General features: G+C 72.8%; 21 protein-coding genes. 15 read left to right on the forward strand and 6 right to left on the reverse strand.

Annotation, left to right across the window (positions count from 1 at the left end):
* Positions 1-80: 80 nt before the first annotated feature.
* The gene (locus NFU81_RS03565; RefSeq protein WP_251484871.1) at positions 81-1,679 is read right to left on the reverse strand and encodes a purple acid phosphatase family protein; all 1,599 of its coding nucleotides are present in this window, start codon (positions 1,677-1,679) and stop codon (positions 81-83) included.
* 284 nt (positions 1,680-1,963) lie between these two features.
* Here NFU81_RS03565 and NFU81_RS03570 point away from each other — a divergent pair, with 284 nt between their 5' ends.
* A complete protein-coding gene (locus NFU81_RS03570) occupies positions 1,964-4,024 on the forward strand; it encodes a phosphocholine-specific phospholipase C (protein ID WP_251484873.1) in 2,061 nt (686 codons plus the stop codon).
* 47 nt (positions 4,025-4,071) lie between these two features.
* Here NFU81_RS03570 and NFU81_RS03575 read toward each other — a convergent pair whose 3' ends face one another.
* On the reverse strand, positions 4,072-4,890 hold the full coding sequence (locus NFU81_RS03575) for a helix-turn-helix transcriptional regulator (protein ID WP_251484875.1): 819 nt from the start codon (positions 4,888-4,890) through the stop codon (positions 4,072-4,074).
* A 240-nt stretch (positions 4,891-5,130) separates the two neighbouring features.
* On the opposite strand from NFU81_RS03575, the gene NFU81_RS03580 reads away from it, so the two are divergent.
* Entirely contained in the window at positions 5,131-6,741 is a 1,611-nt protein-coding gene (locus tag NFU81_RS03580) for a glycoside hydrolase family 27 protein (RefSeq protein ID WP_422665139.1), read from the forward strand.
* 115 nt (positions 6,742-6,856) lie between these two features.
* Positions 6,857-7,480: an RraA family protein gene (locus tag NFU81_RS03585; RefSeq protein WP_251484877.1), complete on the forward strand. Its 624-nt coding sequence runs from the start codon at positions 6,857-6,859 to the stop codon at positions 7,478-7,480.
* Positions 7,481-7,490: 10 nt separating this feature from the next.
* Here the strand turns inward: NFU81_RS03585 and paaK are convergent, their stop codons facing one another.
* Complete coding sequence (paaK, locus tag NFU81_RS03590; protein ID WP_251484966.1) at positions 7,491-8,771, reverse strand: phenylacetate--CoA ligase PaaK; 1,281 nt, start codon at positions 8,769-8,771, stop codon at positions 7,491-7,493.
* Between the two features lie 243 nt (positions 8,772-9,014).
* On the opposite strand from paaK, the gene NFU81_RS03595 reads away from it, so the two are divergent.
* From NFU81_RS03595 to NFU81_RS03625, 7 genes are all read left to right on the forward strand, one after another.
* Positions 9,015-10,238: a thiolase family protein gene (locus NFU81_RS03595; protein ID WP_251484880.1), complete on the forward strand. Its 1,224-nt coding sequence runs from the start codon at positions 9,015-9,017 to the stop codon at positions 10,236-10,238.
* 124 nt (positions 10,239-10,362) lie between these two features.
* Positions 10,363-11,364 (forward strand): 1,2-phenylacetyl-CoA epoxidase subunit PaaA, encoded by a 1,002-nt coding sequence (gene paaA, locus NFU81_RS03600; RefSeq protein ID WP_251484883.1) that lies wholly within the window; start codon positions 10,363-10,365, stop codon positions 11,362-11,364.
* Positions 11,361-11,669, forward strand: coding sequence for a 1,2-phenylacetyl-CoA epoxidase subunit PaaB (gene paaB, locus NFU81_RS03605; RefSeq protein ID WP_251484886.1), 309 nt, complete (start codon positions 11,361-11,363; stop codon positions 11,667-11,669). Before paaA ends, paaB begins: the two co-directional genes overlap by 4 nt.
* 12 nt (positions 11,670-11,681) lie before the next feature.
* Entirely contained in the window at positions 11,682-12,563 is an 882-nt protein-coding gene (paaC, locus tag NFU81_RS03610) for a 1,2-phenylacetyl-CoA epoxidase subunit PaaC (RefSeq protein ID WP_251484889.1), read from the forward strand.
* Positions 12,557-13,069 carry a 1,2-phenylacetyl-CoA epoxidase subunit PaaD gene (paaD, locus tag NFU81_RS03615; protein ID WP_251484891.1) on the forward strand — a complete coding sequence of 171 codons (513 nt, stop codon included), beginning with the start codon at positions 12,557-12,559 and terminating at the stop codon, positions 13,067-13,069. The genes paaC and paaD overlap by 7 nt, the downstream gene beginning before the upstream one ends.
* Complete coding sequence (gene paaE, locus NFU81_RS03620) at positions 13,069-14,175, forward strand: 1,2-phenylacetyl-CoA epoxidase subunit PaaE (RefSeq protein ID WP_251484893.1); 1,107 nt, start codon at positions 13,069-13,071, stop codon at positions 14,173-14,175. The genes paaD and paaE overlap by 1 nt, the downstream gene beginning before the upstream one ends.
* Before the next feature lie 46 nt (positions 14,176-14,221).
* Positions 14,222-14,389 (forward strand): hypothetical protein, encoded by a 168-nt coding sequence (locus tag NFU81_RS03625; RefSeq protein ID WP_251484895.1) that lies wholly within the window; start codon positions 14,222-14,224, stop codon positions 14,387-14,389.
* A 20-nt stretch (positions 14,390-14,409) separates the two neighbouring features.
* Here the strand turns inward: NFU81_RS03625 and NFU81_RS03630 are convergent, their stop codons facing one another.
* From NFU81_RS03630 to NFU81_RS03640, 3 genes are all read right to left on the reverse strand, one after another.
* The gene (locus NFU81_RS03630) at positions 14,410-14,835 is read right to left on the reverse strand and encodes a winged helix-turn-helix transcriptional regulator (protein WP_251484896.1); all 426 of its coding nucleotides are present in this window, start codon (positions 14,833-14,835) and stop codon (positions 14,410-14,412) included.
* Positions 14,836-14,977: 142 nt separating this feature from the next.
* A complete protein-coding gene (locus tag NFU81_RS03635; RefSeq protein WP_251484897.1) occupies positions 14,978-15,736 on the reverse strand; it encodes an SDR family NAD(P)-dependent oxidoreductase in 759 nt (252 codons plus the stop codon).
* A gap of 225 nt (positions 15,737-15,961) precedes the next feature.
* On the reverse strand, positions 15,962-16,867 hold the full coding sequence (locus NFU81_RS03640) for a LysR family transcriptional regulator (RefSeq protein WP_251484898.1): 906 nt from the start codon (positions 16,865-16,867) through the stop codon (positions 15,962-15,964).
* Positions 16,868-16,961: 94 nt separating this feature from the next.
* Between NFU81_RS03640 and NFU81_RS03645 the strand changes: the two genes are divergently transcribed.
* The 5 genes from NFU81_RS03645 (at position 16,962) to NFU81_RS03665 (ending at position 23,118) form a co-directional block, all read left to right on the forward strand.
* Entirely contained in the window at positions 16,962-17,666 is a 705-nt protein-coding gene (locus NFU81_RS03645) for a succinate dehydrogenase cytochrome b subunit (RefSeq protein ID WP_251484899.1), read from the forward strand.
* Between the two features lie 30 nt (positions 17,667-17,696).
* Positions 17,697-19,646 (forward strand): fumarate reductase/succinate dehydrogenase flavoprotein subunit, encoded by a 1,950-nt coding sequence (locus tag NFU81_RS03650; protein WP_251484901.1) that lies wholly within the window; start codon positions 17,697-17,699, stop codon positions 19,644-19,646.
* Positions 19,643-20,392 carry a succinate dehydrogenase/fumarate reductase iron-sulfur subunit gene (locus NFU81_RS03655; protein WP_251484903.1) on the forward strand — a complete coding sequence of 250 codons (750 nt, stop codon included), beginning with the start codon at positions 19,643-19,645 and terminating at the stop codon, positions 20,390-20,392. Before NFU81_RS03650 ends, NFU81_RS03655 begins: the two co-directional genes overlap by 4 nt.
* 255 nt (positions 20,393-20,647) lie before the next feature.
* Complete coding sequence (locus NFU81_RS03660) at positions 20,648-22,690, forward strand: elongation factor G (RefSeq protein ID WP_251484905.1); 2,043 nt, start codon at positions 20,648-20,650, stop codon at positions 22,688-22,690.
* Between the two features lie 59 nt (positions 22,691-22,749).
* Positions 22,750-23,118, forward strand: a complete 369-nt coding sequence (locus NFU81_RS03665) for a DUF427 domain-containing protein (protein ID WP_251484908.1) — start codon at positions 22,750-22,752, stop codon at positions 23,116-23,118.
* Positions 23,119-23,138: the final 20 nt, after the last annotated feature.

Here is a 23,138-nt window from a genome sequence, read left to right on the forward strand (position 1 = left end):
GTATACACAAGCAGAGAAGAAGGCCCGCGGGAGGAATTCCCGCGGGCCGTCCTTCTCCGGTGGTGCCTGGCGTCTGCCGGTCAGCGGTGCCCGTCGCTCCGCTTGCGGTGCAGCGTGAAGCGCTCGAAGACCGACAGCTCGCCGTGCGGCTTGTTCACGTTGTAGTAGGTGACGTGCAGCCGGGTGGTGTCACCGGGGAAGCGTCCCGGATCCACCGTGAAGGCGGCGAAGCCGTAGGGGTGCTCGATGTCGCGCACGCCGGTCCACACCGCCTCCTCCTTGACGTAGGTCGCGGCCCGCTTGCCGCCCTCGGGGCGGGTGGCGGCGACCGCCGTGATGACCTTCGCGGTGCCGTCCTTGAAGAAGGCCTGGTTGGTGGTGCCCGAGACACCTCCGCCGCCCAGCACCATGTGGACGGTGCCGAGACCGGTGTCGATGTCGTCTGTCCTGGTCGAGGCCGGGTTGGGGGTCAGCGTCTCGCTGCCGCCGACCACCCCGCGCACCGCGAGGGAGCGCTCGTAGTTGTGCTCGTGGCCGCAGACCACCAGGTCCACCTGGTAGCGGTCGAACAGCGGGCCGTACGCCGCGCGCAGCCCCAGGTCGGCGCCGTTGGCGTCGGAGGAGCTGATCATCACCTGGTGCATCGCCACGACGATCCAGTCGATGCCGGTGTCGCGCCGGGCCGCCTTCAACTCCCGTTCGAGGAAGGCCAGCTGGCGTCCGCCGGAGTAGCCGTTGACGTAGACGTCACCGCCGTCCTGGAGCGCGATGTCGTCGTTCTGCAGCACGATCACCCGCACGGAACCCGCGGTGAAGGCGTACCACAGGCCCGCGAGCTCGTCGTCGGTCTCGGTCGAGGGCAGGTCGAAGTACGTCTGGTACGCGCCCAGGCCGATCGGCCCGTTGCCCGACTCGATCTCGTGGTTGCCCGCGGCGGGCATCCATGGCCGGAAGCGCGCCGAACGGGTGTTGTTGGTGAAGAAGTTGTTCCAGGTGCGCACCCGGTCCACGTCCAGGTTGGCGTAGCACAGGTCGCCGTTGAGCAGGTGGAAGAGCGGCGCGACCTGCTCGATGCCGGTGACGATGTCCTTGGTCGCCGGGGTGGAGTTCGCGTCGAAGGCCGCCGTGCCGTCGCTCGCCCACGTCACCTGGGGCGCCGACTGGTCGCCGAAGCTGGTGAAGGTCAGCGGCTGGCGGCCGCGCGGCGCGGTGCGGAAGGTGCCGCTGTCCGGCGTGGCACCGTCGTGCGAGACCAGGTAGTAGTAGTCGGTGCCCGGGCGCAGCCCGCCGATCGGCGCGTGGTGGACGTAGACCTTCCGGCCCGACTTGCCGTCGGTGTACACCCGGGTCCGCGCCGGCGCGCCGGAGCCCAGGCCGGCCTCCAGCGTGCCGTACAGCACCCGCGGCCGCTTGACCGGGGCGTCGGTCAGCCAGGAGACCACCATCTGGGTGGACGGGTCCCGGCCGAAGGTCAGATGCAGGCCCTGCACCGGGGAGGCACCGCCGGTGTCGGGAGTGGGGTGGAAGGCGGGGGCGCCGGCCGGTGCGGCGGCGGCGGTGCCCGCGCCCAGCAGCGGTACGGCGACCGCGCCGACTCCCGCGGTCCCCAGCAGGCCGACCGCGGTGCGCCGGCTGAGGCGGTCCGCCGACGGGTCCTGTGCGTCCATCTGTGCGACCATCGTTGCTCCTTGGTGCATGGGCTGCGAATGCGTGAAGACTCGCGCCCCCCGGCGACGGCCAGTTGAACGCCGCCTTTCCGGACCGCGTCGGAAGACCGCGTGACCGGCGATCCCGGCCTCCCCGCGCACCCGCAGGGCCGCGCGTTCCGCTTCCCGGCCTCCGGACTCGGCTGTTCGCGACGCGTACCGCGGGCTTTCACCCGGGCGACACGGCCAGGTCGCCTGCGGTCGCTGCGCTTGGCACCACCCCGCACACTCCACCCTGCGAAGAGGTACCACGAGCCATGGCAGAACCCACCCGGCGGCGCTTCCTGCAGATCGCCGGCGCCACCGCGGGCTTCACCGCCCTGTCCAGCAGCATCCAGCGCGCCGCCGCCATCCCGGCCGGACGCCGCACCGGGACCATCAAGGACGTCGACCACATCGTCGTCCTGATGCAGGAGAACCGGTCCTTCGACCACTACTTCGGCTCGCTGCGCGGAGTGCGCGGCTTCGGCGACCCCCGCCCGGTGCGGCTGGCGAACGGCAAGCCGGTCTGGTACCAGCCGGACGGCAGCGGCAAGGACGTGCTGCCCTACCGCCCGGACGCCGACGACCTGGGACTGCAGTTCATCGAGGGCCTCAACCACGAGTGGACCGGCAGCCACGCCGCCTTCAACGACGGCCGGTACGACCGCTGGATCCCGGCCAAGTCCGCGGGCACGATGGCGTATCTGACCCGCGACGACATCCCGTTCCACTACGCCCTGGCCGACGCCTTCACCATCTGCGACGCCTACCACTGCTCCTTCATCGGCGGCACCGACCCCAACCGCTACTACATGTGGTCGGGTTGGACGGGCAACGACGGCAGGGGCGCGGGCCCCGTGCTGGACAACTCCGAGCTGGGCTACTCCTGGACCACCTACCCCGAGCGGCTGGAGAAGGCCGGGGTCTCCTGGAAGATCTACCAGGACGTCGGCGACGGCCTGGACGCCGCCAACTCCTGGGGCTGGATCCCGGACGCCTACCGGGGCAACTACGGCGACAATTCGCTGCTGTACTTCGACAACTACCGCAACGCGCAGCCCGGCGACCCGCTGTACGACAAGGCCCGCACCGGCACCGACGCCAAGGCCGGCGACGGCTTCTTCGACGTCCTGCGGGCGGACGTCACCGGGGGCAGGCTGCCGCAGATCTCCTGGATCGCCGCGCCCGAGGCCTTCTCCGAGCACCCCAACTGGCCCGCGAACTACGGCGCCTGGTACATCTCGCAGGTCCTCGACGCGCTCACCGCCGACCCCGAGGTGTGGAGCAGGACCGCGCTGTTCATCACCTACGACGAGAACGACGGCTACTTCGACCACGTCGTGCCGCCGTTCGCCCCGCCCGCCGAGGGCCGCGGCGCCTCCACCGTCAGTACCGAGGGCGAGATCTTCGCGGGCAGCGGCACCTACGCGGCCGGCCCCTACGGCCTCGGCCAGCGGGTGCCGATGACGGTGGTCTCACCCTGGAGCACCGGCGGCTACGTCTGCTCCGAGGTCTTCGACCACACCTCGATCGTGCGCTTCATGGAGCGCCGCTTCGGGGTGCACGAGCCGAACATCTCGCCCTGGCGGCGGGCCGTCTGCGGCGACCTGACCTCCGCCTTCGACTTCGGGCTCGGGCACGGCAGGCCCGCACCGCTGCCCGACACCGACGCCTACCGGCCGCAGGACCGCGACCGGCACGACAGCTACGTCCCGGTGCCGCCCGCGCACCAGGTGCTGCCGGTGCAGGAGAAGGGCAGCCGCCCCACCCGCCCGCTGCCCTACGCCCCGCAGGTCGACGCGGCCGTGACACCGTCCAACAGGCGCGTCACCCTCACCTTCGGCGGCGGGGTCGCCGCCGGCGTGTGCTTCCACGTCACGGCCGCCGGCCGCACCGACGGCCCGTGGACGTACACCGCGGAAGCCGGCAAGAAGCTCTCCGGCAGCTGGGACACCGCCGACCAGGGCGGCAGCTACGACCTGACGGCGTACGGCCCGGCCGGCTTCCTGCGCACCTTCAAGGGCTCCGCGGCCCACGCGGGAGCCGAGGTGACCGCCCGTCACGACGCGGCCGCCGGGCGCATCGAGCTGACCTTCACCAACTCCGGCCGCGACGACGTCCGCCTGACCGTCCGCAACTCCTACGACGGGCACCACGCGACGTACACCGTCCGCGCCGGCCGCCGCGAGACCCACACCGTCGACCTCGGCCGCAGCAAGCGCTGGTACGACCTCACCGTGACAGCAGACCACGACCCCGGCTACCTGCGCCGCCTGGCCGGCCACGTGGAGAACGGCAGGCCCGGGGTCAGCGACCCGGCCATCGCCACCGGCTGACCCCACCCGGCACCCGGCCACCGCTGCGGGCGGCGCCCACCGCGTACCTACGCGCCGCGCCGCCCGAAGCGGGCCGGCGGGACACCCATGTGCCGGGTGAAGTGCCGGCTCAGATGTGCCTGGTCGTAGAAGCCGACCGCGCCGGCCACGTCGACCGGCCGCTCGCCGGCCAGCAGCAGCGCCCTGGCCCGGTCGATCCTGCGCCCGGTCAGATAGGTGTGCGGCGGCAGCCCGTAGGCCCGGGTGAAGCTGCGGACCAGATGCGTGGGATGGGCGTGCAGCACCCGGGTCGCCTCGTCCAGCGACAGGCCGGTGCGCACCCGGGAGTCCAGCAACTCCCGCAGCTGAACCGCCAGCCGGTGGTCGGCCCGGTCCTGAGGGGGCGGCCGGCGCAGGTCCAGGTGCGTCAGCAGCCGTTCGCGGACGAAGGCCAGCCGTGATTCGGCCTCCAGGGTGTCGCCTGCGCCTCCCTGCTGCCGCAGCGCCTCGTGCAGCAGGTGCACCCGGTCGTGCAGCGCCGGGTCGAGCAGGATCGGCCCGTCCACCGCGGTGCCCGCCAGCCGTTCGGGGAGGACCGCCGTCGACAGGTACAGCACCCGCTTGCGGAAGCCGAGGCGGCCGACCGACCGCCCGTCGTGCGGCACCCCCGGCGGCAGCAGCACCACCCGTCCCGCGTCCGTCGCGCCGTGCCGCGTGCGGTCGAGGGCGAAGTCGACGACACCGTCGTCCAGCAGCATCAGGTCCCAGGTGTCATGGGTGTGCACCGGGTACGCGTGCGCGTCGAAGCGCGCGTGCAGCACCTCGCTGATCCCCGCCACGGCCGGTCGCCAGGCGCGGACCTCGGCACCGGGACGCGATCCCCTCACACCGGCAATCTAACAAGCCGCCGGCCGGACTGCCGTGGCAGGTCAGCGGCCGCGACGGCGTCGGAGTCTGTCCGGAAATGTTGACTCAGGCCGGTGTCGGGGGGGATCTCCGCGCACAAAGGAAACTTTGAAAAACTTTCCGCGCATCTTGACGCACCGAAACCCGCACGGGTTAATCGTCCCCAGCGACCGCCGCGGCCTGCACCTCCACCCCCCACCTCCAGGAGACGCACCGTGAGAATCCGAGGGCTTCGCACACCCGGAACCGTCCGCCGCGCGCTGTCCGGCGCCGGCGGCCTCGCCCTGGCCGCAGCGCTGCTGCTGCCCGCGGTGCCGCTGGCCGCGGTGGCGACGGCCGCCCCCGCGGCCGCGCTCGGCAACGGCCTGGCGCTGACCCCGCCGATGGGCTTCAACGACTGGAACGCGTACGGCTGCAACACGTCGGAAGCGCTGATCAAGCAGACGGCCGACAAGATGGTCTCCTCCGGGATGGCCGCGGCCGGCTACACCTACGTCAACATCGACGACTGCTGGCTCCAGCACTCCAGGGACGGCGCGGGCGACCTCCAGCCGGACTTCACCAAATTCCCCGACGGGATCTCCGGCACCGCCGCGTACGTGCACTCCAAGGGCCTCAAGCTCGGCATCTACGAGGACGCAGGCACCGCGACCTGTGCCGGCTATCCCGGCAGCCTCGGCCACGAGCAGCAGGACGCACGGTCGTTCGCATCCTGGGGCGTGGACTACCTGAAGTACGACAACTGCAACAACACCGGCGCCGCGGCCCTGCCCCGCTACACCGCGATGCGCGACGCGCTGGCCGCCACCGGCCGCCCGATCGTCTTCAGCCTGTGCGACTGGGGCGAGGAGACCGTGCAGAACTGGGGCGCGGGCGTGGGCAACCTGTGGCGCACCACCGGCGACATCAACGCCTCCTACGGCAGCATGCTCTCGATCTTCCACAGCAACCTGGCGCTGGCCGCAGCCGCGGGACCCGGCCACTGGAACGACCCCGACATGCTGGAGACCGGCAACGGCATGAGCACGGTCGAGGACCGCTCGGAGTTCAGCCTCTGGGCCGAGATGGCCGCCCCCCTCATCGACGGCAGCAACCTGCTCGGCGCCGGCGCCGACACGCTGTCCATCCTCACGAACAAGGCCGTCATCGCCGTCGACCAGGACGCGCTGGGCGTCCAGGGCAGCCAGGTCTCCGCCGCCAACGGCCTCGACGTGCTGGCCAAACCGCTGGCCGGCGGGGACGTCTCGGTCCTGCTGTTCAACGAGACGGGATCGACGGCGACCATCTCCACCAGCGCCGCCGCGATCGGCAAGAGCGGCGCCTCGTCCTACGGCCTGACCGACCTGTGGAGCGGCGCCAAGACCACCACCGCGGGCACCATCAGCGCCCCGGTGCCCGCGCACGGCACCGTGATGTACCGCGTCTCCGGCGGCACCACCACCCTCCCCGCGGCGGCACCCGTCCAGGCGGTCGGCGCCGGCAAGTGCCTCGACGCGTACAACAACTCGCTCACCAACGGCTCCGCGGTGGAGATCTGGAGCTGCAACGGCGGGGTGAACCAGGCCTGGACCCGCGCCTCCGGCGGCCGCATCACCGTCTACGGGGGGACCAAGTGCCTCGACGCGTACGACAACCAGACCGCGCCCGGCACCAAGGTGGAGATCTGGGACTGCAACGGCGGCGCCAACCAGCAGTGGCGGGCGAACTCCGACGGGAGCATCACCGGCGTCCAGTCCGGCCTGTGCCTCGACGTCACCGGCGCCTCCACCGCCGACGGCGCCCTGGCCGAGCTGTGGACGTGCAACGGCGGCGCGAACCAGCGCTGGTCGTAACCCGCCCGCGCCGTACCGGCCCCGCCCCGCCCGTGCCCGGGCGGGGCGGGGCCGGTACCGTCCGGTAGCGTTCCCGGGAGGCGCCCGGCCTCGGGCGCGCGGACGAAGGGTGAGCGTGGACGACGTGAGCGAATTCCGGGACATCCCGCCGACCACCCTCGCCGACGTCCTGGGGCGCAGCCAGGTCATGGACGCCGGGGTGCGGCCGCTGTGGGGTCCTGGGCCGCGGATCGCGGGGCCGGCGTTCACCGTGCGCTGCCCGCCCGGCGACAACCTGATGCTGCACGCGGCCATCTACCGGGCGGCGCCCGGCTCGGTGATCGTCATGGAGGCCGGCGACGCCGACTACGCGGTGGCCGGCGGCAACGTCTGCGCCGTCGCGCAGCGCCGGGGCATCGCGGGCTTCGTCATCGACGGCGTGATCCGCGACCTCGGCGAGATCCGCGCGATGGGCTTCCCGGTCCTCGCCCGCGGCGTCGTCCCCTGCCCCGGCGGCAAGAAGGCGGTCGTACCGCTCGGCGAGCCGGTGCGCTGCGGCGGCGTCGAGGTGCGCGCGGGCGACATCGTGGTCGCCGACGAGGAGGGCGTCGCCGTCGTCCCCGCCGGGCGCGCGGGCCAGGTGCTGGCCGACGCCCGCCAGAAGCTGGCCAAGGAGGCCGGTGAGAGCCTCGACGCGTGGGAGGCCGCGCACCGCGCCCGCGTCGACCGCATCCTGGCCGACCACGGCTACCTGGACTGAGCGGGCGGGGTCAGGACTGCCGCAGGTCCCTGATCCGCTGGATCTTGCCGACCGAGCGCTCCAGGCTCTCCGGCTCGACCACGACGACCTCCACGGTGACGCCGACGCTGTCCTTGACCCCCTGCGCGATGCGGCGGGCCGCGTCGTCCCGGTCCCGGGGCGCCGCGCCGGGCCTGGCCTCGACGAGGACCGTCATGTGGTCCAGCCGGCCGCGCCGGGTCAGGTCGAGGCGGAAGTGCGGTGCCACGCCCGGGACGCCGAGGACGACCTCCTCGACCTGGGTGGGGAAGACGTTCACCCCGCGCAGGATGACCATGTCGTCGCAGCGCCCCGTGACCTTCTCCATCCGCCGGAAGGCCGGGCGGGCGGTGCCGGGCAGCAGCCGGGTCAGGTCGCGGGTGCGGTAGCGGATGACCGGCAGCGCCTCCTTGGTCAGCGAGGTGAACACCAGCTCACCGCTCTCGCCGTCCGGCATCACGGCGTCACCGAGCGGGTCGACGACCTCGGGCAGGAAGTGGTCCTCCCACACGTGCAGGCCGTCCTTGGTCCGCACGCACTCCTGCGCCACGCCGGGGCCCATCACCTCGGAAAGCCCGTATATATCAACAGCGTCGATGTCGAGGCGCTCCTCGATCTCCCGGCGCATCGCCTCCGTCCACGGCTCGGCCCCGAAGATGCCGACCTTCAGCGAGGTGGACCGCGGGTCGACGCCCTGGCGTTCGAACTCGTCGAGCAGCGTGAGCATGTAGGACGGGGTCACCATGATGATCTCGGGCCGGAAGTCCTGGATCAGCCGCACCTGCCGGGCGGTCATGCCGCCCGAGGCGGGGATCACCGTGCAGCCGGCCCGCTCCGCTCCGTAGTGCGCCCCGAGGCCGCCGGTGAACAGGCCGTAGCCGTAGGCGATGTGCACCTTGTGGCCGGGCCGGCCGCCCGCGGCCCTGATCGACCGGGCCACCACGTCGGCCCACACCGACAGGTCGCCCTCGGTGTAACCCACCACGGTGGGGCGTCCCGTGGTGCCGCTGGAGGCGTGGATGCGGCGCACCCGGTCCATCGGCACGGCGAACATGCCGTACGGGTAGGTGTCGCGCAGGTCCGCCTTGGTGGTGAAGGGGAACCGCGCGAGGTCCTCCAGGCTGCGGCAGTCCTCAGGGGCCACACCGGCGGCGTCGAACTTGCGGCGGTACAGCTCCACGTTCGCGTACGCGTGGCGCAGCGTCGCCCGCAGCCGGTCGAGCTGCAGCTCGCGCAGCTGCTCGCGGGTCAGCCGCTCGGCGTCGTCGAGCAGCTCGGCGGAATAGTCCGCGCCCGCGGCCGGTCCGCTGCCGGCCCGTGCCTCCGGGCCGCGTCCGTTGTCGGCCTGTCCCACGGATGCACCTGCCTTGTCTCCCAACCGACCATTCGGTTAGCGTGCGGCCACGTAAGCAAGCGTCGCCGCCGCCTGTCAAGAGGAGGGAACGCATGTCACGCACGCCCCGCACCAACGGCTGCCGCGGCCCGTTCGCCCCGCGTCCCGCCATCGAGGAGAGCCATGTCCGATGAGGTCTACCTGGTCGACGGCGCCCGCACCCCGCAGGGCCGGTACGGCGGCGCGCTCGCCTCGGTGCGGCCCGACGACCTGGCCGCGCTGGTGGTGGCCGAGGCCGTCCGGCGCGGCGGCATCCCGGCCGAGGCGGTGGACGAGGTGGTCCTCGGCGCCGCCAACCAGGCCGGCGAGGACAACCGCGACGTCGCCCGGATGGCGGTCCTGCTGGCGGGCCTCCCGCACACCGTGCCCGGCTACACGGTCAACCGGCTGTGCGCCTCCGGGCTGACCGCGGTCGCCTCCGCCGCCCAGGCCATCCGCTCCGGCGAGGCCGACCTGGTGGTGGCGGGCGGCGTGGAGTCGATGACCCGGGCGCCCTGGGTCATGGCCAAGCCGGGCACGCCCTGGGCCAAGCCGGGGCAGGTGCACGACACCGCGCTCGGCTGGCGCTTCACCAACCCGCGCTTCAGCGCCGCCGACCGGGCGGTGCCCGCAGGCGCGGGACCTGAGGCGGCGAAGGTGACGCTGTCGATGGGGGAGACCGCGGAGGAGGTCGCCGCGCTCGACGGCATCACCCGGGCCGACAGCGACGCCTTCGCGCTGCGCAGCCACCGGCGGGCGGTGGCCGCCCAGGAAGCCGGGCACTTCGACCGGGAGATCGTCGCCGTGCCGGTCGGCGACGGCGCGGTCGGCCGCGACGAGGGGCCGCGCCCCGGCACCTCGCCCGACAAGCTCGCCGCGCTGCGGACGGTCTTCCGCGAGGGCGGGGTCGTCACCGCAGGGTCCTCCTCCCCGCTGTCCGACGGCGCCGCCGCCCTGGTCGTGGCAGGTGCCCGGGCGGTCGAGCGGTACGGGCTGACGCCGCGTGCCAGGATCGTCACCTCCGCCTCTGCCGGTGTGCAGCCCCACCTGATGGGGCTCGGCCCGGTGCCCGCAACCGAGAAGGCCCTGGCCAGGGCCGGGTGGAAGAGCGCGGACCTGGACGCGGTCGAGCTGAACGAGGCCTTCGCCGCCCAGGCGCTCGCCGTGATCGGCCGCCTCGGCCTCGACCAGGACACGGTCAACGCCGACGGCGGCGCGATCGCGCTGGGCCACCCGCTCGGCTGCTCCGGGGCGCGCATCCTGCTCACCCTGCTGGGGCGGCTGGAGCGGGAGGGCGGCCGCCGCGGGCTGGCCACGCTGTGCGTGGGCGTGGGCCAGGGCGTCGCGATGCTGGTGGAGCGGGTCTGACCGGCAGGGGCGTGCTTCGGCCGGTCGGACCCGGCCGGGGCTTGCCTCGGCGGCGAAAGATCCGCACACTTGATACCGAACGAACGGTCGGTTGGGATGGCTGGTCAGGACGAGGAGGCAGGGCATGCCAAGGGAAGGCTCATCGGGCGGCGACGGCGGCGGTGACGGCTCCGCCGACCCGCAGCTCCAGCAGCGCTTCGACACCACCATCGCCGGCAACCAGCGCATCGAGCCGCGGGACTGGATGCCCGACGGCTACCGCAGGACGCTGATCCGGCAGATCGCCCAGCACGCCCACTCGGAGATCATCGGCATGCAGCCCGAGGGGGAGTGGATCAGCCGCGCGCCCTCGCTGCGACGCAAGGCGATCCTCTTCGCCAAGGTGCAGGACGAGGCGGGCCACGGTCTGTATCTCTACTCGGCCGCCGAGACGCTGGGCGCCGACCGCGCCGACCTGACCGAGCGGCTCATCGAGGGCCGCCAGAAGTACTCCTCGATCTTCAACTACCCCACTGCCAACTACGCCGACGTGGGCGTTATCGGCTGGTTCGTGGACGGCGCGGCGATCTGCAACCAGGTGCCGCTGTGCCGCAGTTCGTACGGCCCCTACGCCCGCGCGATGGTGCGGGTGTGCAAGGAGGAGTCCTTCCACCAGCGGCAGGGCTACGAGCTGCTGATGACGATGATGCGCGGAACCGACGCCCAGCGCGCGATGGTGCAGGACGCGGTGGACCGCTGGTGGTGGCCGTCGCTGATGATGTTCGGCCCGCCGGACGGCGACTCGCCGAACTCGGCCCGCTCGATGGCGTGGAAGATCAAGCGGCACAGCAACGACGAGCTGCGGCAGCGCTTCGTCGACATGACCGTGCCGCAGGCGGAGCGGCTCGGTGTCACCCTGCCCGACCCCGAGCTGTGCTGGAACGAGCAGCGCGGCCGCCACGACTTCGGCACCCCCGACTGGTCGGAGCTGCAGCGGGTGATCAGCGGCGACGGACCCCTCAACACCGAACGGGTCGCCCGCCGCCGGGCGGCGCACGAGGACGGCGCCTGGGTCCGCGAGGCGGCCACCGCCCACGCGGCCAAGCAGGCCGCCAGGGCGCGGCAGAGCGAAGGAGCGGCAGTATGAGCAGCGACGGCACGGGCACGGCCGAGCGGGACTGGCCGCTCTACGAGGTGTTCGTCCGCGGCAAGCGCGGGCTGAACCACGTGCACGTCGGCTCGCTGCACGCGGCCGACGACCGGATGGCCCTCACCCACGCGCGCGACCTCTACACCCGCCGCAACGAGGGGGTGTCCATCTGGGTGGTGCGCTCCACCCACATCGCCGCCTCGACCCGCGACGAGAAGGACCCCTTCTTCCAGCCGAGCGCCGACAAGGTGTACCGCCACCCGACCTTCTACGACATCCCCGACGATGTCCCGCACATCTAGGAGCCGGCCGGCATGAGCGACGACATCGACGCCATCGACGCCACCGACGACCATGTCTACCTGTCCCTGGCCGAGGGGCACGACGACGGCGCCGCCCGCTGGGCGTTCGGCACCGGCTTCGAGGACCCGCTGCACGGCGTGGACACCGCGGTGCCCGACGGCGTGGACACCGCGGAACTGGCCGCGATGTGCCTGGCGCTGGGTGACGACGCGCTGGTCTGCGCGCAGCGCCTTGCCCAGTGGTGCACCCGCGCGCCGGAGTTGGAGGAGGAGGTCGCGCTCGCCAACATCGGCCTCGACCTGCTCGGCCAGGCCCGGCTGCTCTACGCGCGCTGCGGCCAGGTCGACGGCACCGGCCGCGGCGAGGACGCCTACGCCTACACCCGCGACCCGGACGACTTCCGCAACACGCGGCTGGCCGAACTGCCCGACACCGACTTCGCCTTCTGCGTCGTCCGGCTGCTGGTGCTCTCCAGCTGGCGGCTCGCGCTGTTCGGCCGGCTCGCCTCGGCGGCCGACCCGGTGCTCGCGGCGGTGGCGGCCAAGGGCGTGGCCGAGCTGACCTACCACCGGCAGTATGCCGCCGACTGGGCGCTGCGCCTCGGCGACGGCACCGAGGAGTCGCACCGCAGGATGCGTGCCGCGCTGGCCGCGGTGGCGCCCTACCTCGGCGAAGTACTCGACGCCCGGCCGCAGTTCGCCGCCCACGCCGACGCCGTACGGCAGGAGACGCTGGCCGTGCTCGACCAGGTGCTGCTCGCCGCGGGGCTCGACCTGCCGGCCGCGGCCGCTGTGCCGGGCTCCGGGCGGCGCGGCGAGCACACCGAGCATCTGGCCCCGCTGCTGGCCGAGTTGCAGAGCGTGGCCCGCGCCCATCCGGAGGCGGCATGGTGACCGCCCCGTCCCTGCGGACCGCCAGGCAGGTCGCCGCACAGGTGCCCGACCCCGAGCTGCCCATGCTCACCCTGGCCGACCTCGGGGTGCTCAGGGACGTCCGGCTGACCCCGGACGGCACCGTGGTGGCCAGCCTCACGCCCACCTACTCCGGTTGCCCGGCGATGGCCGAGATGCGCGCCGACGTGGCCGCCAGGCTGCGCCGCGCCGGCTTCGAGAAGGTGGAGATCCGCACGGTTCTCGACCCGCCGTGGTCCACCGACCTGATCACCCCGCACGGCCGGCGCACCCTGCGCGAGTACGGCATCTCGCCGCCCGGCCCCGCACCGCGCCGCACGGCCGGTCCCGTTCCGCTGGTGCTCGGCGCACCCCGGCGCGCGGTCGGCTGCCCGCGGTGCGGCTCGACCGACACCGAGGAGACCTCCCGCTTCTCGGCCACGGCGTGCAAGTCCCTGTGGCGCTGCCGTGCCTGCCGCGAACCCTTCGAGCACGTCAAGGAGTTGTGATGGCCCCGACCAGCACCGCCGCCGCCGGGGCCGTACGGCCGCGGCGCCGCCCGGTCTTCCACGAGCTGCGGGTGGCCGACGTCAGGCCGCTGTGCGAGGACGCCGTGACCGTCGGCTTCGAGATCCCCGACGAGCTGGCCGCGGAGTTCGCCCACCGCCCCGGGCAGTCCCTCACCCTGCGCCGCACGGTCGACGGACGCGACGAGCGGCGTTCGTACTCCATCTGCTCGCCTGCCGGGGCTCCGCCGCGGATCGGGGTGCGCGTGGTGCCCGGCGGGCTGTTCTCCGACTGGCTGGTGCACGGGGTGCGCCGGGGCGACACCGTCGAGGTGCTGCCGCCGACCGGCGCCTTCACCCCTGATCCGGGCGACCCGGGGCACCACGTGCTGATCGCCGCGGGGTCGGGGATCACCCCGATGATGTCCATCGCGGAGTCCGTGCTCGCCGCCGACTCGCGCTCGCGGGTCACCCTCTTCTACGGCAACCGGCGCACGGGTACGGTGATGTTCGCCGACGAGCTGGCCGACCTCAAGGACGCGTATCCGGCCCGCTTCCAGATCGGCCATGTGCTCTCCCGCGAGCCGCGTGAGGCCGAGCTGCTGTCCGGCCGGCTCGACGCGGACCGGCTCGCCGCGCTCATCGCCGGCCTGGTGCACGTGCCGAGCGCGGACCACTGGTGGCTGTGCGGGCCGCAGGGCATGATCACCGACGCGCAGGCGGTGCTGGCCGGGCTCGGCGTGCCCGACGACCGCGTCCACCGGGAGCTGTTCTTCGCCGACGACGAGCCCGTCGCCCCGCTGCGGCACCCCGACGAGGCCGTCAGCGGCCCGGTCAGCCAGGTCACCGTCACCCTCGACGGCCGCAGCTCCACCGCCGCCCTGCCGACCGATGCCACGATCCTCGACGGCGCCCAACGCGTCCGCCCCGACCTGCCCTTCGCCTGCAAGGGCGGCGTCTGCGGCACGTGCCGCGCCCGGGTCACCGAGGGCCGTGCCGACATGCGCCGCAACTTCGCCCTGGAGACCGCCGAGGTCGACGCGGGCTACGTCCTGACCTGCCAGTCCTTCCCCGCCTCCGACACCCTCACCGTCGACTACGACGCATAGTCCGTTCCGTCCACCGGATGATCAACCGGCGTCTAGACTCCCGGACATGACAAACGGGGAACACGCTTTCGCTCAACTCGCCTACCGCACGCACCACCACCACAGCCACGGCGGCACCGGCGGCCTCGGCCTCACCGGCCTGATCGTGGCGCTGGCCGTCATCGCGCTGATCGTGCTCGCCGTCTATGCGGTGAAGCGGTCCGGCGGGGAGTGAGCAGACGCCGCGCGCCGGCGCTACGGCATCGGCTGGCCGCGGTCGTCGTATTCGGTACGGGCCTCGGCCACCTCGGCCAGATGTGCGTACGACCACTCGGCGAGCGTCGCGAACAGCGGCGCCAGGCTCATGCCCAGCTCGCTGATCTCGTACTCGACCCGCGGCGGCACCTCGGGGTGGTAGGTGCGGACGACCAGCCCGTCGCGCTCCAGCTGCCGCAGCCGCTGGGTCAGCACCTTCGGGGTGATGGAGCCGATCCTGCGCTCCAGCTCCACGAAGCGCTGCCGCCCGAACTCGTTCAGCAGCCACAGGATCGGCGTCGTCCAGCGGCTGAACACCAGGTCGACCACCGGGCTGATCGGGCACGGCTCGACCGGCACCCGTGCGGCGGCCCGGCCGGTGGCACGGCCGGCGGTGCGGACGGGGGTGGCAGTGGTGTCGGCCATGGCGGGTGCCTCCGGGTCAGGTCATCACTATCCTGGAGGTACCCACTATAGTCGCGTGCCCGCCTTGGCGTGCCTCGGTCGGGCGTCGACACGCAGGGCGGGGGACCCCCGGGCCGCCCGCGCCCCCGGGGGTCCCGGGCGCTCAGGAGTAGGCCAGCCCGGGCAGCGCGCCGTCCATGGCGTACCCGCCGTCGACGTCGAGGCACGCCCCGGTGGTGTAGCAGGCCTCGTCGGACGCCAGGTAGCAGATCGCCGAAGCGATCCACTCGGGCGGGGCGATACCGAGCGGGACCCTGGACAGCAGCGCCCGTTCGACGTCCGGCGTGTAGATCGGCCTGCTCATGCCGGTGCGCACCGGACCCGGCCGCACGCAGTTGACGGTGATGCCGTGCGGGGCGAGTTCGGAGGCCATCGTGCGCGTCATCGCTTCGAGACCGCCCTTGGTCGCGGTGTACGGCGCCGCGCTCGGCTCGGAGACGACGGCGTGCACCGAGGAGACGTTGACGATGCGCCCGCGGACCTGCGTCTCGGCCATGAGCCGGGCGACGGCCTGGGTGAGGAAGAACGGCGCCGTCAGGTTCACCGCCAGGACCCGGTCCCAGTCGTCGCGGCCCACGTCGAGGAACGGTGCGATGTGCAGGACGCCGGCCACGTTGGCCAGGACGTCGACCCGTCCTTGGTCCGCCCGTACGGCGTCGGTCAGGACGTCGGCGGCGTCCGGCCGCGCGACGTCGAGGGTGAGGGTGCGCAGCCGGTCGGTGCCGGGCTCCGGCCAGGGCGCGTCGTGCCGGAGGTCCACGGCCAGGACGTGTGCGCCCTCGGCCAGCAGCCGTACCGCGGTGGCCCTGCCGATGCCGGAGTCGGCGCCGGTGACGACCGCGACCTTGTCGGTGAATCTCATCTGCCGCCCGCTTCCTTGCTCATGAGCCCCGCCCGACGCCGCCCGGAACGGGCGGCAACACACCGTTGGCAGGGTGGGGACGAACGTATCGGCGGGTCTCGGCCGCGTCGATCGCGTCCGTCGGAAGGCGCCGGTCCCCATGGCGGTACGGCGGCCCGTTCCGGCCTGCGTCCCCCGTCCGAGGAGCCACGGTCCGGACGGCGGCTCCGGAGGATTCCCGGCGGGCTACGGCCGGGTCTGGACCAGCGGGCGGGTCGCCGCGGTCAGCAGGACGTCCTGGAGGACGCGGGCGGCCCGCGGCGGGGCGACGTCGCTGCGGTGCGCGAGGGCCACCGTCCGGCGCAGGCCGGGCCGGGCCAGCGGGGTGACCCGCAGGTCGTGGCCGGCTCGGGCGGCGACCATCTGCGGCACCACCCCGATGCCCAGCCCCGCCCGGACGAAGCCGAGCACCGCGTCCATCTCGCCGCCCTCGACGGTGAAGTACGGCTCGAAGCCGGCCGCACGGCATGCGGCGAGCGTGAGGTCCCGCAGGTCGTAGCCGTGCCGGAACATCACCATCGGCCGCCCTTCGAGATCGGCGATCCGCAGCGGCGAGGCCGGCGCCTCGTCGGCGGCCGACGAGACCACGACCAGGTCCTCCTGGAACAGCTCCACCGTGGTCAGCGCCGGCGAGGGGGTCGGCAGCGGCAGGACGACCAGTGCCAGGTCGAGCGCCCCGCGCGCCAGGTGGCGCACCAGGTCGTGCGAGCCGCCCTCCTCGACGATCAGCCGGATGCCCGGGTGCCGGTCGTGGAAGGCGCGCAGCACGTCGGGCAGCAGGCCGGTCGCCAGGCTCGGGGTGGCGCCGAGCCGCACCCGGCCGCGGCGCAGTTGCGCCAGTTCGAGCACCTCGTGCCGGGCCGTGTCCGCGTCCGCGAGGATGCGCCGCGCCAGCGGCAGCAGCGCCTCGCCGGCGTCGGTGAGCGCGATGTTGCCGCGCGCCCGGCTGAAGAGCGCCGCACCCAGCTCCTTCTCCAGCGCCCTGATCTGCTGTGACAGCGACGGCTGCGAGACGTGCACCGCCTCGGCCGCCCGGGTGAAGTGCCGGGCGTCGGCGACGGCCACGAAGTACGCCAGCTGCTGGAACTGCATGCTGCCACGATAACCCGTCGATAGGCATCACCTATCGAGTCCAGCCCGATCATGTCTTGGACCACTGGTCATCCCCGGCCGTAGCGTCGTGTCCATGGCACTGGCAACGCGGACGGACCGGCGGCCCTCGATGGCCCGCACGGTCTGGGGGTCGACCGTCGGCAAGAAGGCGGTCATGGCGGTGAGCGGCCTGGTGATGCTGCTCTACCTGGTCGTCCACATGTTCGGCAACCTCAAGATCTTCTTCGGCCCCGGCACCTTCGACGGGTACGCGCACTGGCTGCGCACCCTCGGCGAGCCGTTCCTGCACTACGAGTGGGCGCTGTGGATCATCCGGGTCGGGCTGGTCGCCGCGGTGGTCGCGCACGGCGTGTGCGCGTACCAGCTCAGCCGCCGCGACCTGCGCTCCCGGCCGGTCGGCTACGTCCGCCCCCGGGCGCGCAGCAGCTACGCGACCCGCACCATGCGCTGGGGCGGGGTGATCCTCGCCCTGTTCATCGTCTGGCACATCCTCGACCTGACCACCGGCACCGTGCAGCGCGGCTTCGTGCCGGGCCACCCGTACCACAACGTCGTCGCCGCCTTCCACGACTGGTGGAACAACGTCTTCTACATCGCCGCGGTGCTCGCCCTCGGCCTGCACGTCCGGCACGGCTTCTGGTCCGCCGCCCAGACCCTCGGCGCCGGCAGCCCCACCCGCGACCGGGTGCTGAAAGGCACCGCCAACGTCCTCGCCCTGGTGCTGACGGCCGGCTTCGTCGCCGTGCCCGTCGGCGTCATGACCGGACTCGTGAGCTGAACGAGCCGACCGAGCTGTGAGTGAGCTGACATGACCGAGTACACCCGCTACACCACCGGCGAACCGCTCGCCGACACCAAGGCGCCCGACGGCCCGATCGAACAGCGCTGGGACACCCGCCGCTTCACCGCGAAGCTGGTCAACCCCGCCAACCGCCGCAAGCACACCGTGATCGTGGTCGGCACCGGCCTGGCAGGCGGCTCCGCCGGCGCCACGCTCGCCGAACAGGGCTACCACGTCGTGCAGTTCTGCTACCAGGACTCCCCGCGCAGGGCGCACTCCATCGCCGCGCAGGGCGGTATCAACGCCGCCAAGAACTACCGCAACGACGGCGACTCGATCCACCGGCTGTTCTACGACACCGTCAAGGGCGGCGACTTCCGCTCCCGCGAGTCCAACGTCCACCGCCTGGCGCAGATCTCGGTGGAGATCATCGACCAGTGCGTGGCCCAGGGCGTCCCCTTCGCCCGCGAGTACGGCGGCCTGCTCGACACCCGCTCCTTCGGCGGCGTCCAGGTCTCCCGCACCTTCTACGCCCGCGGCCAGACCGGGCAGCAGCTCCTGCTGGGCGCCTACCAGGCGCTGTCCCGGCAGATCGCGGCCGGCAACGTCGAACTGCACGCCCGCACCGAGATGCTCGACCTGCTCGTCGTCGACGGCCGCGCCCGCGGCATCGTCGCCCGCGACCTGGTCAGCGGCGAGATCTCGACCCACTTCGCCGACGCGGTGGTGCTCGCCTCCGGCGGCTACGGCAACGTCTTCTACCTGTCGACCAACGCGATGAACTCCAACGCGACGGCGATCTGGCGGGCGCACCGCCGCGGCGCGCACTTCGCCAACCCCTGCTTCACCCAGATCCACCCCACCTGCATCCCGCGCACCGGCGACCACCAGTCCAAGCTCACCCTGATGAGCGAGTCGCTGCGCAACGACGGCCGGATCTGGGTCCCCAAGGCCAAGGGCGACACCCGCCCGGCCGCCGGGATCCCCGAGGACGAGCGCGACTACTACCTGGAGCGCATCTACCCCTCCTTCGGCAACCTCGTGCCCCGCGACATCGCCTCCCGCGCGGCGAAGACCGTCTGCGACGAGGGCCGCGGCGTCGGCCCCGGCGGCCAGGGCGTCTACCTGGACTTCGCCGACGCCATCGCCCGGCTGGGCCGCAAGGCCGTCGAGGACAGGTACGGCAACCTCTTCGAGATGTACGAGCGCATCACCGCGGAGAACCCGTACGAGGTCCCGATGCGGATCTACCCGGCCGTGCACTACACGATGGGCGGCCTGTGGGTGGACTACGACCTGCAGACCACGATCCCGGGCCTGTTCGCGATCGGCGAGGCCAACTTCTCCGACCACGGCGCCAACCGGCTGGGTGCGTCCGCCCTCATGCAGGGCCTGGCCGACGGCTACTTCGTGCTGCCCGCCACCCTCAACGACTACCTCGCCAGGCACCCGGGGCACGACACCCCCGGACCCGAACACCCCGCCGTGGCAGCGGCGCTGGCCGAGACCGAGGAGCGGCTGCACCGGCTGCTCGGCGCCGACGGCGACCGCAGCGCCGACTCCTTCCACCGCGAGATCGGCGAGCTGATGTGGGAGTTCTGCGGCATGTCCCGCAACGAGGAGGGCCTGCGCAAGGCCCTCGACCGCATCCCGCAGATCCGCGAGGAGTTCTGGCGCCGCATCAAGGTCCCCGGCACCGAGGCCGAGTTCAACCAGTCCCTGGAGCGCGCCAACCGCGTCGTGGACTACCTCGAACTCGCCGAGCTGATGTGCCTGGACGCCCTGCACCGCGCGGAGTCGTGCGGCGGCCACTTCCGCGAGGAGTCGCAGACCCCGGACGGCGAGGCCGCCCGCCGGGACGAGGACTTCGGCTACGCCGCCGCCTGGGAGTTCACCGGCACCGGCCGCGCCCCCGTCCTGCACCGCGAAGACCTCGCCTTCGCCTACGTCCACCCCACCCAGCGGAGCTACGCATGAGGCTCACCCTGCGCATCTGGCGCCAGCACGACACCGACGCACCCGGCGGCATGGCCACCTACGACGTCGACGGCATCTCGCCCGACATGTCCTTCCTGGAGATGCTCGACACCCTCAACGAGCGGCTCACCGTCGAGGGGGAGGACCCGGTCGCCTTCGACCACGACTGCCGCGAGGGCATCTGCGGGGCGTGCAGCCTGGTCATCAACGGCGAGGCGCACGGCCCGGAACGCACCACCAGCTGCCAGCTGCACATGCGGTCCTTCCGCGACGGCGACACCATCGACGTCGAACCCTGGCGGGCCGCCGCCTTCCCCGTGGTGCGCGACCTCGTCGTGGACCGCGCCGCCTTCGACCGGATCATCCAGTCCGGCGGCTACGTCAGCGTCCCCACCGGCTCCGCGCCCGAGGCGCACGCCACCCCGGTGCCCAAGGCCGCCGCCGACAGCGCCTTCGAGCACGCCGAGTGCATCGGCTGCGGCGCCTGCGTGGCGGCGTGCCCCAACGGCTCCGCGATGCTCTTCACCTCCGCGAAGGTCAACCACCTCAACGTCCTGCCGCAGGGCGCGCCCGAGCGCGAGACCCGGGTGCTCGACATGGTCGCCCAGATGGACGCCGAGGGCTTCGGCGGCTGCACCCTGACCGGCGAGTGCGCCACCGCCTGCCCCAAGGGCATCCCGCTCACCTCGATCACCGCCATGAACAAGGAGTGGCTGCGCGCCACCCGCAAGGTCCCCAGGAGCTGAGCGCCGGCGGCTCGGGAGATCCCCACCGCACGCCATCCACGGCGACGACCGGCTGCGGTACGCCGAAGTCCGCACCGACCGGCGGACGGCGGCGGTTCGCGGTGGCTGCCACCGCGAAATCCGGTTGCCGCCCCCGGCGCCGCCCTGCTGTAGTCGGGACGTCAATTGCAGTCGACCAGGGAGCAATGATCATGCGCGGTTCCGTCATGCCCGCCCAGACAGGAAACCCCCCCTATCTTGAGGACATGACCAGCCGTGCCTTCGCTCAACCTCGGCATTCTCGCGCACATCGACGCAGGTAAGACCAGCCTCACCGAACGGCTGCTGTACTCCGCAGGAGTGATCGACACGATCGGCAGCGTCGACCGGGGCAGCACCACCACCGACACCCTCGCGCTGGAGAAGCAGCGCGGCATCACCATCAGGTCCGCCGTGGTCTCCTTCGAGGTCGGCGGCACCACCGTCAACCTCATCGACACCCCCGGCCACCCCGACTTCATCGCCGAGGTCGAGCGGGTGCTCGGCGTGCTCGACGGTGCCGTCCTCGTGGTCTCGGCCGTGGAAGGCGTCCAGCCGCAGACCGTGGTCCTGATGCGGACGCTGCGCCGGCTGCGCATCCCGACGCTGGTGTTCGTCAACAAGCTCGACCGCCGCGGCGCCGACCTGGACCGCACGCTGGCCGGCATCGCCACCCGGCTCACCCCCGACGTCGTCCCGCTGGCCTCGGCAGTCGCCCAGGGCGGCAAGGACGCCGCGGCGCTGCCGTACGAGGCCTCCGACCCCGGCTTCGCCGCCCGGCTCACCGAGACGCTGGCCGGCCATGACGACGGCCTGCTCGCCGAATGGGTGCGCGCGGGCACCGACGCGCTGCCGCACCCGCGGCTGCGGCAGGCGCTCGCCGCGCAGACCGGGCGGGCGCTGGTGCACCCGGTCTACGCCGGCTCCGCCGTCACGGGCGCGGGCGTCGACGCGCTGATCGAGGGCATCGCCGAACTGCTGCCGGGCTCCGCGGGCGACCCCGAAGGGCCGCTGTCCGGCAGCGTGTTCACCATGGAGCGCGGCCTCGCGGGCGAGCGGATCGCCTACGTCCGGCTGACGTCCGGGACCCTGCACGTCCGCGACCGGCCGCCGCTGCACCGGGACGGCGCCGTGGTGGGGGAGGGCCGGGTCACCGCGCTCAGCGTCTTCGACCACGGCACGGCCGTGCCCGGGCCGTCGGCCGCGGCCGGCAGGATCGCCCGGGTGTGGGGCCTGGGCGAGGTGCGGATCGGCGACACCGTCGGGGCGCCCGCACAAGCGCCCGGCGCAGCCCACCACTTCGCCCCGCCGAACCTGGAGACAGTCGTGGCGGCCCGCAGGCCCGCCGACCGCGCCGCGCTGCACACCGCGCTGGGGCAACTCGCCGAGCAGGACCCGCTGATCAACCTGCGGCGGGACGAGGACCGCGGCGAGATCGCGGTCTCCCTCTACGGCGAGGTGCAGAAGGAGGTCATCCAGGCGACGCTGGCCGACGACTACGGGGTGGAGGCCGACTTCCGGGAGACGACCACGATCCACATCGAGCAGGTCACCGGCAGCGGCGCCGCCGTCGAGTTCAACAAGAAGGACGCCAACCCCTTCCTGGCCACCGTGGGCCTGCGGGTCGACCCGGCGCCGGCCGGCAGCGGCATCTCCTTGCGCCGCGAGGTCGAACTGGGCTCCATGCCCTACGCGTTCTTCGTCGCCGTCGAGGAGACGGTGCGCTCCACGCTGGCCCAGGGACTGTACGGCTGGCAGGTCGCCGACTGCACGGTCACCATGACGCACTCCGGCTACAGCGCCCGGCAGAGCCACGCGCACGCCGTCTTCGACAAGAGCATGTCGAGCACCTCGGGCGACTTCCGCAACCTCACCCCGCTGGTGCTGATGGCGGCGCTGCGGCAGGCCGGCACCCGGGTGCACGAGCCGATGCACCGCTTCAGGATCGAGCTGCCCGCCGACGCGCTCGGCGCGGTGCTTCCGGTCCTGTCCCGGCTGCGCGCGGTGCCGCGCGCCCCGGCGTCCACCGGGCCGGCCGGCTCGGTGCTGGAAGGCGACATCCCGGCGGCCCGCGTGCACGACCTGGAGCAGCAGCTGCCCACGCTGACCCGCGGCGAGGGCGCGCTGGAGACGGTCTTCGACCACTACGCCCCGGTGCACGGTGTGCTCCCGGTACGCCCGCGCAGCGGCCCCGACCCGCTGGACCGCAGGGAGTACCTGCTCCAGGTGCAGCGGCGGCTGGGGCCGGCGGCGTCACGCACGGCGGTGGTTCGTGCTTGACGCTGCTCCGCGGATCTGCCTACGGTCGACAGGGCCGCCCTTCCACGTACGGAGATGCCATGGAACGCACCGTCAAGACCCCAGGTCCCGACCACCCCATCACCGTGGAGCCCAACCCCTCGCGGGTCGTCGTGCGGGCCGGCGGCCGGGTCGTCGCCGACACGACGAAGGCGCTGACACTGCGTGAGGCGTCCTACCCGCCGGTGCAGTACATCCCGCTGGCCGACGTGGAGCCCAGCGCCCTGGAGTCCACCGACAGCCGCACCTACTGCCCGTACAAGGGCGACGCCTCGTACTTCTCGCTGGTCACCGCGGACGGCACGGTCGCCGACGCGGTGTGGACGTACGACAAGCCCTACGACGCCGTCGGCACGATCGCCGGTCATGTGGCCTTCTACCCGCAGCACGTGGAGCTGACCGAGTCCTGACCCGGTCCTGACCCTGTCTT

Origin of the sequence: Actinacidiphila cocklensis (assembly GCF_907177275.1) — a bacterium.
GTDB lineage: Bacteria > Actinomycetota > Actinomycetes > Streptomycetales > Streptomycetaceae > Actinacidiphila > Actinacidiphila cocklensis.

Coding starts and splice junctions, on each gene's coding strand:
- NFU81_RS03565 (WP_251484871.1), bottom strand. CDS start 1,679: ATGGTCGCACAGATGGACGCACAGGACCCGTCGGCGGACCGCCTCAGC.
- NFU81_RS03570 (WP_251484873.1), top strand. CDS start 1,964: ATGGCAGAACCCACCCGGCGGCGCTTCCTGCAGATCGCCGGCGCCACC.
- NFU81_RS03595 (WP_251484880.1), top strand. CDS start 9,015: ATGTCCGATGAGGTCTACCTGGTCGACGGCGCCCGCACCCCGCAGGGC.
- paaA (WP_251484883.1), top strand. CDS start 10,363: ATGCCAAGGGAAGGCTCATCGGGCGGCGACGGCGGCGGTGACGGCTCC.
- paaB (WP_251484886.1), top strand. CDS start 11,361: ATGAGCAGCGACGGCACGGGCACGGCCGAGCGGGACTGGCCGCTCTAC.
- paaC (WP_251484889.1), top strand. CDS start 11,682: ATGAGCGACGACATCGACGCCATCGACGCCACCGACGACCATGTCTAC.
- paaD (WP_251484891.1), top strand. CDS start 12,557: ATGGTGACCGCCCCGTCCCTGCGGACCGCCAGGCAGGTCGCCGCACAG.
- paaE (WP_251484893.1), top strand. CDS start 13,069: ATGGCCCCGACCAGCACCGCCGCCGCCGGGGCCGTACGGCCGCGGCGC.
- NFU81_RS03625 (WP_251484895.1), top strand. CDS start 14,222: ATGACAAACGGGGAACACGCTTTCGCTCAACTCGCCTACCGCACGCAC.
- NFU81_RS03630 (WP_251484896.1), bottom strand. CDS start 14,835: ATGGCCGACACCACTGCCACCCCCGTCCGCACCGCCGGCCGTGCCACC.
- NFU81_RS03635 (WP_251484897.1), bottom strand. CDS start 15,736: ATGAGATTCACCGACAAGGTCGCGGTCGTCACCGGCGCCGACTCCGGC.
- NFU81_RS03640 (WP_251484898.1), bottom strand. CDS start 16,867: ATGCAGTTCCAGCAGCTGGCGTACTTCGTGGCCGTCGCCGACGCCCGG.
- NFU81_RS03645 (WP_251484899.1), top strand. CDS start 16,962: ATGGCACTGGCAACGCGGACGGACCGGCGGCCCTCGATGGCCCGCACG.
- NFU81_RS03650 (WP_251484901.1), top strand. CDS start 17,697: ATGACCGAGTACACCCGCTACACCACCGGCGAACCGCTCGCCGACACC.
- NFU81_RS03655 (WP_251484903.1), top strand. CDS start 19,643: ATGAGGCTCACCCTGCGCATCTGGCGCCAGCACGACACCGACGCACCC.
- NFU81_RS03665 (WP_251484908.1), top strand. CDS start 22,750: ATGGAACGCACCGTCAAGACCCCAGGTCCCGACCACCCCATCACCGTG.